The sequence below is a fragment of the Trichodesmium erythraeum IMS101 genome, from assembly GCF_000014265.1.
GTDB lineage: Bacteria > Cyanobacteriota > Cyanobacteriia > Cyanobacteriales > Microcoleaceae > Trichodesmium > Trichodesmium erythraeum.
Window position 1 is genome coordinate 4832626 of the sequence record NC_008312.1, and the last position, 16414, is coordinate 4849039.

Here is a 16414-nt window from a genome sequence, read left to right on the forward strand (position 1 = left end):
TTGTTCTAAAATTTGAGATATTGTTATGGGTAGTGAGTTTGATTTATTTAAGTATGGGATAATTCTGTTTTTGGTTGGCTTTTCGCTACAAATAACATTTGTTAAAATTTCAGAAGCTATTAATATTCAAGCACAAGCTCAACGCACATCAAATTTTCAGGTATTTCAGAAAGGCCAGGTATTGCCAATTACAGCTCAAGCTCAAATATCTGGTCAAATAATTAATTTGGAGGTGGCGAAAACTCCCAAAGAGCAAGCAATGGGTTTGATGTACAGAACTGAATTAGCTGACGATCGAGGAATGCTATTCTCTTTTGACCCACCTCGGAAGGTTAACTTCTGGATGAAAAATTGTAAAATATCTCTTGATATAATATTTGTTAGGTCTAGTGTCGTTAAGGCGATCGCTCTTGATGTTCCTCCTTGTTTGGCCGATCCTTGCCCTATGTATGGATCTAGTGCTCCAGTCGATCAAGTTATTGAAGTGCGCGGAGGTCGTATCACGGAATTAGGTTTGAAGGTAGGAGATCGGATAATAGTTACTAAAAATTAGATACTTTGAGTAATTTATATTCAATAGGGAATAGGTAATAAATAGGTCGTAGGAAATAGGTCATAGGGAATTGTGAAACTTAAACAATTTAATAATTTAAATTAGACTATAATGCCTGTAAATCAAAGGTTTGACCTCGAAGTTCTCCCTAAACATGAAAGAAAGAAATCTTACTAAAATGCCTACTTGCTTAGACAGGTGACACCAAAATTTTAACGATTGTTTGTTGTAAAAACCTATTGTAGAAAAAAGGACTTATGCACTCAAATAAGAAACCAGATTTATTGTCTTAATTATTGCTTTGTCCTCTTACGAAATTTCGTCTCATAACCCAGTTTCTACATATCGGTTATGTTCCCTTGAATATTTACATTTTAGTGAAAGGAAGGCAGAGTTTAGAATGCAAGAGGCATAAGAGTTTATTCCACTTGTGACTTGATATTATACACAAACGATGCTCAAGGAAATGATATAAGTCTGAGGAAACTTTTGTATGACTGTATCAAGTCCATAAGTGTGTTCCCCATAGAAGTACATATTTTGAGCAACTCTAATTTCACTAATATTTATCTGATATCAACTCCAAGTATAAAATCCGGCTTGTCCCATCGCCTAATATCTTATTTAACAATAGCTGTAACTTTAAAAAATATTTTCTTACACTTGGCAGATTTTGTATGAACTACTACCTAAATTTTGCGGAATAGCAAAGGTAAGTTCTGTAGATCAAAATCGATGGAAGCTACAGCTATCTTGTTATTTTGATAGGTAATTTATAACTTTTGTTTAGTTCATCAAAAAGTTTTTGAATTTGATTATAAAAAATTTAGAGCTATAGAACAGAGCAAAAACTGGCTAATAGTAGCTTTAAACAAAAAAATATTTACTTTATCATAGTCAACAATTGCTTAGTCCAAGTCAAAAAGATTAATTTTATTGACTTGCAAATTATCTCAAATATGTAATACCAAATCTCAAAAGCATTGCTATATTTTATTGCTCGTAGATATTAGGAAGAAAAGAAACGAATAATATATCTTTCCTCTTTCTATGTAATGTTTAAAAAACTTACTTTAACTGGGTTATTCTTAATAACTGAAGTTTTTATCAAAAATAGCATTATTTTGGGAAAGTGGTATAAAATATATACTTTATTAAGAATAAGAATAACGAAAATATTGTATGAAAAACAAGGAGGTGAAAATCAATTATGACATCAAATAACTATACCCGCTTTATTAATTTCTTGCAAAATGAATTATCTATATCTTCAGCTTATATCGCAATTGCTGAACGAGCTAGTATTACTTCAGAATTACCATGCCCTCAACCAGATTCTAATGCTTTATCGATGATTTTGTGGCAATATGGTTTAGTTACTTTAGAACAATTAGACAAAATATTTGATTGGCTACAAAACACTTATGAGTTCAACTAAAGCAAGCACTCAGCTGTCAGCTATTAGCCATCGGCTATTGTGAAATAGAATCATGAATAGCTATTAATAAATTGAGATTGATAGAGATTTAAAATTTACTACCCAAATATGCTATTTTAATCGTCATAAGTATTCATTTAAACCTCGCTTTTTTAGGAGAGAATATGATTACTGAAGAACTGGTTATTAGTAAAAGCTGAATGCTTACCAAGTAAATATAAAAACTACAACTACTTAAAAATAGCAAATTTAAGTCTAATTAAAAACTAAAATTAAGCACGATAAAAATAACTAAATTTGGTTTTTAAATATGTATCTAGTAGTAAAAATTTAATATAACGATCAATATCTTCACAATATATTACTATAGCAATCCTATTAAAGCTATAACACTTTGATGCTAGTTAGGAGTCGGGACTCAGGACTCAGACTTTTAAAGGTTTCAGTTAAAATTAACTGTTATAAACATTATCGCAACAAATTTAGGATTGCTATAACTACTAAACTATTAATTTAATCAATTTAATTATGATTCTACTAAAACTCTAGAAGCAGCAGCTAGAGCTTCTCCTGGGGTAAAAGATTCATATCCCAAATCTCTCAAAGTAACTTCTAAGGCAGCGATCGCGCTTGTGACGTCTCTTTCACAGACAAAACCTAAATGTCCAATGCGAAAAATTTTCCCTTTCAAGTGGTCTTGTCCACCAGCTAAAGCAATATCAAAACGTTTTTTCATAATAGCCCGTACTTTTTCTGCCTCTACTTCTGTTGGTGGAGCAACTGCTGTAACAGCAGGACTAGCTACTTTATCTGAAGCCAGTAAGGGCAAGCCTAAAGCTTTGATAGCTGCGCGAGTTGCACTTTTTAAACGATCATGTCGAGCAAAAATATTTTCTAATCCTTCGGCTTGCATTATTCTAAGTGTGGCCTGCAAAGCAAAGAACAAATTTACTGGTGGGGTAAAGGGTGTAGTGTTTTTAGCTGCATCTTTACGATACTTACCTAAGTCAAGGTAGTAGCGTGGTAACTTAGCAGTTTCATAAGCAGTCCAAGCTTTAGGTCCCACTGCCACAAAAGCTAAACCAGGAGGTATCATGTAACCTTTTTGAGAACCAGAAGCAACAACATCAAGACCCAACTCATCTACTGGTATACTGACTGCCCCAAGACTTGTGACAGCATCTACAATAATCAAAGCTTCACCATGAGCTTTAACATAACCATTAATAGTTTCTAGATCATTTAGAACACCTGTAGAAGTTTCGCTATGGGTAAGAATAACTGCTTTAATTTGTTTGTCTTTATCTGCTTCTAGGTGTTGACGAAATTTCTCTGTCTCTAAAGCTTTACCCCACTCTGCTGTAATTTTCTCAACTTGGAGACCATAAGCTGTCGCGACTTCTGCCCAGCGGTCGCCAAATTTACCATTACATCCACATAGTACGCGATCGCCTGGACTGAGGAAATTAATTATACCTGCCTCCATAGCTCCAGTACCACTAGATGCTAAGATCAACATATCATTTTTAGTTTGATGTAACCATTTAAGGTTTTCTGTCACCTCTGCCATAATTTTAGAAAAGTCACCGCTTCTATGGCCTATTGGATGTTTGGCCATTGCGAGTAATGCTGTTTCTGGCACTGGAGTTGGTCCAGGAATCATTAACATCAATTTATCATCCATTTTTTTTTCCTTTATTATGTTTAATTTGAACGGTGTCTATGTTTATTTATACAGAAGCACATCACAGTAAAAGCTTACTTTTTCTTTAAGCTTCATAAGCTTGAAAATTGTAGGATTTTATCTTTTGATTAATTTTCTAAAAGTTAAGTAACATTACAAAACTATTTACCTGTTTTTATTCTCTACCCTCGTAATTAAAGCAAATAATTTAGCTTTTCTAGAAGAGCTGTAATTAATTTTATATTACTACTTACGACTTAGTTAAGTTCTTAATTTTTTGAGTTTTTTACTCAACTATTTATTGTAGTTATAAATAACCTAGCAAAGAGTAATTTTACCAAACAAAAGTTTATAAGCTATTTTTTTTTCATTAAGAAATTCACTACAAATAATTTAATCTAGCCATAGCCCCTAATATTTTTAATATTTTTTAGTTTCATTAATAGACCAGTAATATTCTATTGGTAAATTTGCTTGTTTACAGCATTCTTCTAACTGTTTTTGCAGTGCTAAAGCTTTCCTCACAGCCACAATAAGTTCTTGAACTTTTTGGGACTCTTTTGTGTTATAATCTACTGCCACAATTGTCTTTTTTTCTAATAATTGAAGTAGTAGTTCATAATGAATACGAGAGGGAACTGGTATTTTTTCCATAGTTTTATCTCTCATTGTATTTAGTAATTTCCCACTTCCCGAATTAAAGTATTGGGGGATTTAATCTTCGCTAAAGGCATAAATCTTATATTACCTCGTCACCTCAATTTTTCCTAACGAAAAACATAAATATTCTTTTATAAGAAGTAAGTAAAAATACTTCTATAACATATTTAAATATTACAAATAGACATAGCTTTTAACTTTTATTTTCATTAAATAGTTGTAGCAATGCTGTACCTGGATTTGTTTTTTTGACTAAAGACTCTCCTACTAAAACAGCATTTACACCAGCGTTTATCATAAAATTGATATCTTCATAACTATGTATTCCAGATTCACTTACAACTAAAATTCCGAGTTTTTCTAATTCTTTCTTTCTAGCTTCCATCAGTTGAAAAGTTGTTTGTAAATCCACTGAAAAATCTTCTAAGTTGCGATTATTTATACCAATTAACTTAACCCCTTCTATTCCTAATACCCGATCTAATTCTTTCAAAGTATGAACTTCAACTAATGCTGTCATTCCTAAAGAATTAACTATTTTGATAAAATATTTTAAGTCTTGGTCTGATAAAATTGCTGCTATTAATAGCACAGCATCAGCTCCATATAAGCGAGCAAAGTATATTTGATATGGATAAATTAGGAAGTCTTTACAAAGTAATGGTAAATCAACATTTTCCCTAATATTTGCCAAATTTTCAAAACTACCTTGAAAGAACTTTCTATCTGTTAAAACTGAGATACAAGTTGCAGCATTTTCCTGATATAACTTAGCAATAGCAACTGGTTCAAAATCTTGTCTAATTACTCCTTTACTAGGAGAAGCTTTTTTCACTTCAGCTATTACAGCAAGTTGAGTTTTTCCTGTTGATAATGTAGTCAAAAAATCCAGAGGAGGAGGCATTAAGTTAATCTTTTTTCTTAACTCAACTAAAGGTTCTTTGTCACGCAAATAATCTACCTCTTTTTCCTTATGCCAAACTATTTCCTCTAGAATATTTTTAGGCTTTGACTCTGGCACGGAAACCTCATAGCGTAAAGTGCCCATTTCTACCGCTGGGTTTGGCGGACGGCGACGAATTTGCATTTATTTTAAATAAATTACTTGATTATATTTACTTGATACTTTTCAGCTTTTTCAATATTTAGCAATGTTGAGATTATTCAAGTCACCAATTTCCTAACAATTAATATTAGTATATAGGAACTTAAATACTTCAGTAGGCATTGCCTATTTTTATGCAAGATATACAGTATAATAAATTCAGCTTGAAAAAATGTGTAATTAATTTTGTTTACCTGCTTAATTTAAATTGATTATCAGGTTTTCTTAACCTAGATAATCTATATAGCAATCCTAAGTAGGTTGCGGCAAAATTTCATACTGAAAAAGTTTTGGGAAATTGAATATTTGACCATCCGCAAAAAACTTAAATAGCCACTTAACTACTTTAAAAGAACTGCAAAGATGATAAAAAGTAATACTGAAATTTTTGGTTTGTAACCAAATATCTTCAACAGGATTTTGCTCCGGAGCATTGGGAGCAAATCTTGTACAATTTATCAACAATTCTTCTTCTGATAAGTATTGATTAATTGTCATTAAATATTCTCGAAATTCTTGAGAGTTATGGTAAGTTGCCCCATCCCAAAATATTGCCAATTTGTTGCCCGGTCTTTGCTTCTGCAAATATTTAATAAATTCAATAGTATTTTTAGTATTTCCACTCTCATATTCTTGCACAAGAAATTCCTTGGTTTTATAGTCTAAAGCTCCATAATAAGTCTGTCTTTCTTTTTCATTTTTAATTGCAATTTCTATTCTTTCATCTGTTTTTCCCCAAGCATAACCTAATATGTCTCCCCATAGAAGATGACATTCATCAATCATAAACACTGTAAGCTTTCCAGTTTCTATTTCTGGTTGCCATTTAGCTAAAAATTCCTCTATTTCTTTTCTTTTAACTTCTACTAATTCATCATTTTTAGCAGGATTCTTTTTTTGAGTTTTTTTCCAACTTATGCCCGCTTCTTTAAACAAGTTATAGTAACTTTGATTAGACTCAAAAACCACATCATATTGCTCCTGTAAGTAGTTTTTTAAATCTGATAACCTAAGATAATCTTGTGCTCTCAACCACTCAATTGTTTTCTCTTTTTCGACCGTTTTTAAGTAACCTTGTCTCCCTTGATACTGAAGCCTTAAACTTTCTACACCATGAAATAATGCTTGGTTTTTCCATTCACTAATAAAACTGTGAGAAACATTTAATAATTCTTTGACTTCATGGTAGGATTTTCCTGACAAGGTCATTTTTACGGCCAAGGCCCTTTTAATTTCTTTAGACTCTTTTGTTTGATTAATAAAATCATTTAGTTTATCTATAATATTCATTTTTTGTCTTTTTCTTAGATCTGTTATTCTTACTATTATATCTGTTGCGACCAATATGGGATTGCTATATCTTTTTCTTGATAACAATCTCTTATAAAATATTGTAAGTCTTTGAGTTTTATACATAAACTTTATGTGTTAAATTACCCATCTCTAAAGTTAACAGAGTTTTTCCTTTGGGTACTCTAAAGTAGACTTCTTTATAAATATCTTGATTCTTGGGAATATGTTCCATCTTTATGAAAAACACTATAATTTTGTAGTATAACTATCTTACTTCCCACAGTTGTAGCTAGCTAATTATGAAACAAGGTTAAAACTTATTTTTAGTAATTTATTATTTTATTTTAACCTTATATTTTTAGGGCTTTAATAGTATTAATTTTAGTGAATCTACCATTCCACTAATCTCCTTAATACTAATAGCTAGTGAACAGTGGCTCGTTTAAATGCTTCATCCAAAACTTCTGATAAAGTAGGATGAGTATGTACATTAAAAGATAACTCATTAACAGATTGTTTTTTAGCTATAGCATTTGCTGCTTCTTGAATTAAGTCAGAGGCATGAAGACCAATAATATGTACTCCTAATAATTCTCCTGTATCTTGACGATAAATTACTTTAGCAATACCATCTGTTTCATCTTCAGCTATCGCCTTAGAATTACCCTTAAAATAAGTTCTGACACTTGCCACTTCAAACCCCTGTTTTTGGCCTAAATCTTTTGCTGCTGGTTCTGTCATACCAACATAGCTAATTTCTGGATGAGTAAAAGCTGCCGCCGGAATACTAAGATAATCTGGTTCTCGATCACGACCACATATATTTTCTACCACTGTTATTCCTTGGGCAGATGCTGCATGAGCCAACATCATTTTTCCTGTTGCATCACCAATTGCCCATAAATTAGGTACTGGTTCACCACTTGACAAAACTGCCATTTTGCTATTTACTGGAATAAATCCATATTTATCAGTTTCTACTGCTACAGAATCTAGTCCTAAATCTTTTGTATAGGGAATGCGACCTGTGGCAACTAGACAAGCATCAACCTCTATAATTTCTTCTACTTCTTTAGTCTTGGCATCGGCAAGTTCAATAATTACCGGAGATCCAGGAACTACCTTTATAGCCAACTTCCCTACTTTTACTTCAATATCTCTTGACTGAATTAGAACTCTTTGTGCAATCTTAGCTATATCTGGATCGAAAGTAGGCATTAACTTATCTAATGCCTCAATCATCGTAATTTCAGATCCAAGGGCAGTGTAAATATCAGAAAATTCTAGTCCTATATAACCACTACCAATAATTGCAACCCAAGGTGGTAACCAGTCTAGTTTAAGAGCATCATCACTGGTAAATACTGTTTTACCATCCAATTCTATTCCAGGAGGAACAAAAGGTACTGAACCAGGAGCAAGTATAATATCTTTGGCAGTAAAGTTTTCTTCTCCCTTTTCCGTCTTAACCGTAACTTTTTGTTTTCCTGCTACCTGAGCCCACCCTGTAATAATATCTACACTCAGACGTTTAAGGCTTTTGCTCATGTCACCTCTAATTTTGGTCACAATGTTACTTGCATGAGTGGCCATTACTTGTCTGTCATAAGAAACATTATCCAACTCAATTCCCAAAGTTTTTAAGTGGTGAGCATTTCGTAACTCTCGAACTTTACCTGATGCTGCGAGAAGTGCCTTAGATGGTATACAACCTCGGTTAACACAAGTACCTCCCATTTCTGCTACTTCTACAATAGCTGTTTTTAGGCCACAACTGGTAGCGTGTAATGCTGCACCATGTCCACCGACACCTGCACCAATAATTATTAAGTCGTAATCAAATTCTTGAGTCATTTCTGTTTTCTAAAACTTCTAGGTATGTTTGCAAAAACTATATTTTTTTGGTTTCTTAGGAATGCAGCTAAATATTATTAGAGTTTTATTTGACTCACAGGACTTACATAGAATATTAGAACACGAACTATCTGTAAGTATTAAAGCTATTACCTTCGACTAGATTAGATAAAGTGCTTCTACGTAAGTCCTAACTAATTTTGCCTACATTCCACAAACCAACTTGGTTTTAAATCACAATCAATCAGAATATAGAACCCATTTAGAAACTCCTTGCATAATCATCATCTAAAAAGTTTCTTGGTTTAATCATTATTGCCATAGTTATATTTCATATTCAGCCATTGGCCACAATTGGCCATTAATTGGTACACTAATTACTTCAGCTTAAATAATATACCAAATAGGTCACATATATCATTTTTATAGATACCTTAGCTTTGTAACTACTTCCAATACTGATAACTTATAATACAATAAAGTAAAAATTAATTTAATCTTAAATTTATATCTTAGAATAAGACTGGCAAAATTGTATTCCCTTGATATTTAGTAGTTAAATAATGTTATCACAGTTATGTAGAAAATTAATTTAACATGATAGTGAATATATGGAATAGAAAAAAACTTTTACTGGAAACCGAAAATTTTATCTATACAAGTATTAATTATCAAAACTTTGTAGTGTAGGCATATTGCTTGATATTGATGTACTGTTATGAAAATTATCTGTCTTCTTGTACAAAGAATAGATGAATTTTTATTTTTGCTACTATAAATATAAACTCTTATTAGTAAATTACCTTAATCTGACTAAAGTTATGGCAAAAATTGATAAAATCGACAAGGATAATCTAGATCTATATTTTAGAAATTAAGTTATATAGAATTTTCAAATGATATATGAAAAAGCATCATACTTTTCTAGATTCATAAAAATGAAAAGCTTAAACTTAACTAAAAGCTTATATAAACCGTTAATAATCTTATTCTTTTTACTTTTTGATGACATCTTATCAATATTTTTTTAGTTGTCAAAAAAATCTGCATCAATCAGATTTTATTCCAGAGAATGAAAAGCAAATAGTTCATATATCACTTGCCACTCTTCCTCTATTAAAATTTGATTCACACAGCTAAATAATTCAAGTATTTCTTTTCTTTTAAGATAGGTTAAAAATACCAAATAATTAGTATTTGTTTTTCTTTAATCTTGTGATTTTTCCCTTCTTTGTCATTGATTATGATTAGCTATTTCACAAAAATAACTGTATTTTCTACATTACTTACTGTATATTTTCACTATTCAATCTAGATCTCATAAATTCAATCTACCAAAATAGTAATCTATTGACAATTTGTTAATTATTAATTGGTATTTTTAGTTGATTTTTACTATCTCCCCATCTGATATCAAAATCAACCTCATTATTTGCATAAACTGCAATCTTTCCATCTTGTATTTATTCTATAATTATTTCTAATTTTGACTAGATTTTCTCAAGCTATGTTGAATTTTACAACAAAAATTTTCAAATTTAACTAACTCTATATAAGTAGATTTTTATCTCAACCATATTATTTTTTAGCAACTAATATACATAAATAATTTCCTAACATATATAGGTTTAAATATAACGAATTTCATCTAATATCATCCCCAATGATTTTGGGGAATTTATATGATTTGTAAAATCAAATAAGCGATTAAAACACTATAGATATGAATGGAAATACTATTCTCATTCTTAGTCATTAATATGTCTGATTTTAAGTAAATTTTTAAATTTTTTACCAGTAATTATATCTGTTATCTTTGTACATAAATCTCGGCTATTTCTTTATTGCTTACTTATTCTTCTCTATCGAAAGGTAAATTAGTAGTTAACCTAAATTTTGTTCTCTTTTATAATACTAATTCTCTATGAAGCTGTGCTTAATATAGGTTAATAAGATATAATAACAAAAAAACTAATTAGTGAGCAAACTACGTGACCTTTCGCGATCGCTGTTAGTCAAGTATTTATGGCCCTTCCCTTCAAAGTCAAAATTAATGAAACACTTTCTGAACTTGAAAAGTGTTTAAGTAAATCAATAACAGCTAAAGGAAAAGAACGAATACAAATGATTTATTGGCTCAAAACCAATCTAGTATCAACTCGCCGAGAACAAGCCTTGCTGCTAAGTCGTTATGAATCAATGATTACACGTTGGCTCATAAATTCTTGAATTGAAGAACTACAAAAGCTTTTAAAACTCAAAAATGCACCAGGAAAAGCTTCAAAAATTTTGGGAGAGGTTTTAACAGGCTTACAATAAAAATTGTCAGAGCCAGTTGGATTAAAAAGTTTAGGATAAATTTATTGCTGGTTACCAGAGAAATATCAAATTAAAATAGCTGATAATAACGTTTATAAAATTGTCAAATATAAGGAGTGGAACTAAACTTGAAACACCTTGTATTTATAGTATTAATAAGGGTATTTTAGCTGTATAGAAAAATTTTAAAAAAACTAAAACAAACCTAATTTATACGAAATAAAATACGCTAAAGGTATTGATTTATAAGAGTTTCACTAATTTACAAAAAATAAATAATTTTCAACAAGTAATATTTATTTATAACGAGTGAGATGTCACAATAAAACAAAGTAAATTTTGCTTAAATAATATTAAATATTTTTAAATTATTTAGCATTATTTATGATTATTTTTTTATAAATTTTTCAAAGTATAAATGTTGTTAATTGTAAAAAATATAATTATGCAATTGAGTCAATTTTTTTGGTAATATCAATTATTTTTATGTTTAATTTTTAAGAAAGTATTAACTGTAATTCAATAAAAAGTTGTCAAGTTAAAAATATCAAAAAAAATCGCTTATACTTCAGTAAGATTATGACAATAATAATTGATTTTATTAGTCTAGTCATCGTAATTTTTAAGCTTATATTATTATCAATCAAAAATTATCAAATATCATCAAAAGTATTTTCATTATTTGTTTATTTATAATCGTTTTATCGAATTAATTATATTAAAATTAATGCTTGTTATAAAGTTACCTTAATATACAAAAACGTGACTGCAAATATTTTTTATTAATAGTATAGGAATTAAAATTTGTCATAATAAAGGATCCAAAAGAAATAAAGTATTTAATGGATTAGGAAAATGGGTTAAAAGTACAGTAGATTGGTATCTTGGATTTAAGTTGGACTTAATCATTAATTAACTTGGAAAAATATTAGCTTTTCAAATAACACTAGATAAGGTAGACGAGGGGAAATCAGTTTACTTTTTATCTCAAAATTTATAGGGAAAGTTATTTTGAAATAAAGGTTATATTTATCAAATAATTTTTGATAAATTATACGTCAATAATCTAAAGTTAGTGACTTTGTATTATCAGAAAAATATAAACAATAAATTAGTAAATTTATGAAATAAATTAATGTGTACGAAAACGTTAATTAATTAAAACTTTCAATGACCAATTAAAAAATATTTCACAGCTTGTTCACTCTCAATATTGAAGTGTGTATAATTTTATTGTGAATATAATTATAGGGTTAATTACTTATAGTTTAAAATATCAAAAAACAGCAATTAAATTAGATAAAAATGAATAAAAAAGTCACTATTTTTATACACTCAAGCGGCATTAAATAACATTTAATAAAGAATTAAAAAGTTTAATTGATGACCAAAGGTTAAATATTTTAGATATTTTTTACTTGTCTAGTTATTATCAATAAGCATAAGTAATTTATTATTTTTGATTCTGTTTACTTTTTGTCCTTTTTATTTATATATAACTTAGGTGTAATTAGGATTAAAAGTCTTATATAAACTATTTAGAAAAAGGAAAAAATTTTGCTACTTTTGTCAAGATGAAAGCTACTATAGGACTCAAAAAAACAAGCAAAATGATAACTTTGCACATGAGTTAAACCATTATGATGTAACCAATGACAACGAAAAAAAAATTACCTTTATAGGGCAATAGAAGTCAAAACTGGACACAGCTATTTTTACAAATTTTTTCCAACATGACGGTAAATGTTTTCAGACATTTATCAACCAATTATCTGAAAAATTTAATGAGAGTATCATTTTCAATTTTCTTGGCAATGAGAGTTTTTAGCAAAATATAGAAATTCCTGAAAACTTCCATACCAATATTCCCACGTCCTCACAGTTGCGGAATTTAAACCTATTGAAAGTTTTTTGCAACAATTGAAGCAAGAACTATAATGGAATGATTACCCAAATCTTCAAAAATTACAATACAAAGTTTCCTAGATTCTCTTTCCTGAAAACAGATGGGTTAAAATTGACATCTTTGATTAGACGAGACTATTTAATAGAAGGACTATTATGTGTAACTTCATAGAGAATTAATATTAGCGATCGCTCTTTGGAAGTTCTTTCTATTGCTAATTGACTTTCTTCACTATTACATCTTGTTAGTTTATATTAAGCACAGCTTCATAGATAATTAGTATAAAAACTTTTTTGACATAGATAAATATATTTAGACAGATAAGAAACACCAAACACTACCTATCTGCAAATTAAACCATAAAAACAGACTACTTTAATTCAAGTTGACGTTGACGTTGAATCTCATACAAAATTATAGCTGCACTTACAGCAACATTCAAAGATTCTACTCCATTACTCAAAGGAATTTTCACAGAATAATCAGCTAAATCAATTAAATCTTTAGAAATACCAGAACCCTCATTTCCCAAAACTATTATTGTAGGTTTTCGTAAGTCTATTTCCCAATAGTTAATATTTGAATTTGGAACAGTCGCTAAAACTTGTAGACCTTGACTTTGTAATTTTAATATTTCATTCTTTAGGTTTTCAGATATTGCCTTATGTAAATTAAACCATTCCCCAGCTGACGCCCGAACTACTTTAGGATGAGACAAGTCTACACTATCTCTACTTACGAATAAACCATCTATATTTGTTGCTACAGCTGTCCTAATTATAGTTCCCAAATTACCAGGGTCTTGAATTTTATCTAAAACAATTCCCAAAGTCGTAATCTTCAAAAAATTTGTCTGACTCTGTGGTGCTATAGCCACTACTCCATCAGGACTAACTGTAGTAGCAAGGGATTGAATAATCTTGGTACTTACTAATTCTATCCTTTGAGCTTTTTGAGATACTAATTCATACAAAAATTTATGTTTTTCTTGCCATTCAAATGTATGGCAGACAGTTATAAGAGGATAATTTCTCTTGCAAGCTTCTTCCAGGAGATGAGTTCCTTCAACTAGAAATAATTGCTGTTCCTGCCTCCCTTTTGATTGGTGAAGTTGGCGAATTTGCTTTACCAAAGAATTCTGTAAACTAGTCAACACTGTTGATCTTTTATCCCTTATTTAGCATTTCTATCTTATAAGTGAAAGAAGCTCGGGATACTTCTTATTAATAAAAAGTTCCGGAGATATTATCCAGTTTTTCTGATGCTTTTTTCTATTTCCCTTTTTTCTAGCTATTAGGTTTTTACAACTCATTTTATTTCCCTTTAAAACACCTAGATTAAACTTTGTTTTAACTAAACTTTAGTTTAGGTATTTTTTGTCTTTTTAGGTGGAGACCTCTCTCAAAATAATAATCAAAGATTGATTAAGAGGTATGCGGAACCCGGGACTTGAACCCGGAAGTCCTTGCGAACACTAGAACCTGAATCTAGCGCGTCTACCAATTCCGCCAGTTCCGCTTGCAGCACGAATTTTAATTATCGCTTATCTATTTAAACTTGTCAATTACTTTGAATTAACTTTTTGATCATAAAATAATTAAGATTTTTTATAATGAAAATTTATACTTTTATAGATTATGTTTGTAATTTTAAATATATAAAATTGTTATATAAGTTAATAAAAAACAGATTATTGAGAATATTCTCATTTATTTCTACCTATTTACGTTATTTGAAAGATTTGGTATAATCCTGAACATTAATGTATAATCTCGCAGAGCGTTTTAACTTAATTTAAATTAAACATCTATAAACTCCTTTATACCGTTAACTTCAACTACATAATAGCTATTTCTAACATTTGAAAGAGTTTTTTTAGTTAATAAAGCTTAACAAATTTATCAACAGTATTTGACAAAATAAATATTTTCTGGTATACAACATGACAAATTGTATATTAATTTCAATTTCAGCACTTTTATTCTTAATACATCCATAATTTTTTCAATTTTATTCAACTAAGAATTTTTTCTAACTATGATGGTCTTATTATCAAAACTCTCAGTAGGAAAATTCATAATTGTCTATGCTACGGTAATGTTAAGGGACTCAAAAAGGACAAAAATATACTTGAATCCAAATTTAGGAAGATATAAACTACCCTGAACCAAAGAGAAAATAATGTCTTTGGATAGATAAATCTATGCTTAGATGGAAAAACTCAAACCTTTGTCAACCGACTAAAAGGCAGAGGAAAGTCTCGCAGTGATGTAGGGCTTTCTATCATTTCGCTTTGCAGAAGATGTCAATTATTGGTTAATTAAACTGGCTAGTTTAAATCAGGAAATACTTCTCGGAGAGCAGGGTGAACCAAAACATGGTTTTTAACATTCAATCCCTTAGCCAACCCTGGATTCATATCTAAAGCTTTACTACCATAGTTAGCTAACTGCAATACATAAGGTAAAGTACTATTATTTAAAGCTTGAGTAGCTGTCCAGGGAACTGCTCCAGGCATATTAGGTACTCCATAATGTACGACACCTAATTCCTGATAGATAGGATTTGTATGAGAAGTAGGACGTAGAGTTTCCACACAACCACCTTGATCCACAGCAACATCGATAATTACAGATCCAGAATGCATCTGCTCCACCAAACTTTTGGGAACTAAAACTGGAGAACGACGGCCAGGAACTAAAACTGCCCCTACAAGTAAATCACAATCTGCGACTGCTGCTTCTATAGCAGAGGAACTACTATATAGTAACTCTAACCTTGAGCCAAATACAGTCTCTAAATAAGCCAACCTTTCCAAATTAATATCCAAAATTTTGACTTTTGCACCCAAGCCAACAGCAATTTTAGCTGCTTCTGTACCAACTATTCCTCCTCCCAGAATTACAACTTTGCCAGGGGTAACACCAGGGACCCCACCCAAGAGAACACCTCTACCACCTTGTTGTCTTTCCAAAAATCTTGCCCCAAACTGCACAGACAAACGACCAGCTATTATACTCATAGGAGTTAATAAAGGTAGCCTTTGGTCAGATAACTCTACCGTTTCATAGGCGATGGCCGTGACGCCACTTTCAATTAATTTTTTAGTTAACTTCCGATCCGCAGCTAAATGTAAATAAGTAAATAGCAGTTGTTCTGATTTGAGAAATTCATACTCTGAGGATAGAGGTTCCTTAACCTTAACTATCATGTCACACTTCCAAACGTCCCTGGTATCTGATAAGATATGCCCGCCTGCATTAAGATAGTCACTATCACTAAAACCTGCGCCCCAACCAGCTTCTGTCTCTATAAATACTTCATTACCTGCTTCAGTACAGACCTTAACACTTGCAGGGGTTAATCCTACACGAAACTCCTGATCCTTAATTTCTTTTGGAATACCTATTTTCATTCCCTATCTCCATTTATGTACCAAGGAACTATGTCTTTGACCAAAAAATCATGTCTGAGTAAATATCTGGTCTAATTAGCTTAAATGATAACAATTTGTTAATTGACCTTCAAAGATAACTGATAAATTTCCCTGAAACCCTGACTATGGGTATTAAAATTTCCCAGTTATCTCGGTGCCTTGATAT

Annotated in this window: 11 protein-coding genes and 1 tRNA gene; 4 read left to right on the forward strand and 8 right to left on the reverse strand. The window is 30.6% G+C overall.

Translation table 11 applies throughout. The features are described from left to right. The first annotated feature begins 25 nt into the window (after nt 1–25). Entirely contained in the window at nt 26–553 is a 528-nt protein-coding gene (locus TERY_RS15170) for a DUF192 domain-containing protein (protein WP_011612640.1), read from the forward strand. 1210 nt (nt 554–1763) lie between these two features. Beyond that, nucleotides 1764–1991: a DUF2949 domain-containing protein gene (locus TERY_RS15175; RefSeq protein WP_011612641.1), complete on the forward strand. Its 228-nt coding sequence runs from the start codon at nt 1764–1766 to the stop codon at nt 1989–1991. Between the two features lie 526 nt (nt 1992–2517). Here the strand turns inward: TERY_RS15175 and TERY_RS15180 are convergent. The 5 genes from TERY_RS15180 to lpdA all read right to left on the reverse strand — a co-directional run bounded on the left by TERY_RS15180 (nt 2518) and on the right by lpdA (nt 8587). Further along, a complete protein-coding gene (locus tag TERY_RS15180) occupies nt 2518–3675 on the reverse strand; it encodes an aminotransferase class V-fold PLP-dependent enzyme (protein WP_011612642.1) in 1158 nt (385 codons plus the stop codon). Nucleotides 3676–4095: 420 nt separating this feature from the next. Then, a complete protein-coding gene (locus tag TERY_RS15185) occupies nt 4096–4329 on the reverse strand; it encodes a DUF5340 domain-containing protein (protein ID WP_044137601.1) in 234 nt (77 codons plus the stop codon). A 199-nt stretch (nt 4330–4528) separates the two neighbouring features. After that, nucleotides 4529–5422 (reverse strand): indole-3-glycerol phosphate synthase TrpC, encoded by an 894-nt coding sequence (trpC, locus tag TERY_RS15190; RefSeq protein ID WP_011612644.1) that lies wholly within the window; start codon nt 5420–5422, stop codon nt 4529–4531. 270 nt (nt 5423–5692) lie between these two features. Beyond that, complete coding sequence (locus TERY_RS15195; RefSeq protein WP_011610086.1) at nt 5693–6730, reverse strand: IS630 family transposase; 1038 nt, start codon at nt 6728–6730, stop codon at nt 5693–5695. 426 nt (nt 6731–7156) lie between these two features. Next, complete coding sequence (lpdA, locus tag TERY_RS15200; RefSeq protein ID WP_011612645.1) at nt 7157–8587, reverse strand: dihydrolipoyl dehydrogenase; 1431 nt, start codon at nt 8585–8587, stop codon at nt 7157–7159. Nucleotides 8588–10612: 2025 nt separating this feature from the next. On the opposite strand from lpdA, the gene TERY_RS15205 reads away from it, so the two are divergent. Next, nucleotides 10613–10816: a hypothetical protein gene (locus tag TERY_RS15205; RefSeq protein WP_044136852.1), complete on the forward strand. Its 204-nt coding sequence runs from the start codon at nt 10613–10615 to the stop codon at nt 10814–10816. An 871-nt stretch (nt 10817–11687) separates the two neighbouring features. Continuing rightward, on the forward strand, nt 11688–11822 hold the full coding sequence (locus TERY_RS28225; protein ID WP_370497229.1) for a transposase: 135 nt from the start codon (nt 11688–11690) through the stop codon (nt 11820–11822). Between the two features lie 1360 nt (nt 11823–13182). Here TERY_RS28225 and TERY_RS15210 read toward each other — a convergent pair. The 3 genes from TERY_RS15210 to ald all read right to left on the reverse strand — a co-directional run bounded on the left by TERY_RS15210 (nt 13183) and on the right by ald (nt 16227). Further along, nucleotides 13183–13968: a TrmH family RNA methyltransferase gene (locus tag TERY_RS15210; protein ID WP_011612646.1), complete on the reverse strand. Its 786-nt coding sequence runs from the start codon at nt 13966–13968 to the stop codon at nt 13183–13185. 278 nt (nt 13969–14246) lie between these two features. Further along, nucleotides 14247–14330 (reverse strand) — tRNA-Leu (locus tag TERY_RS15215). 811 nt (nt 14331–15141) lie between these two features. Then, the gene (ald, locus tag TERY_RS15220; RefSeq protein WP_011612647.1) at nt 15142–16227 is read right to left on the reverse strand and encodes an alanine dehydrogenase; all 1086 of its coding nucleotides are present in this window, start codon (nt 16225–16227) and stop codon (nt 15142–15144) included. Nucleotides 16228–16414: the final 187 nt, after the last annotated feature.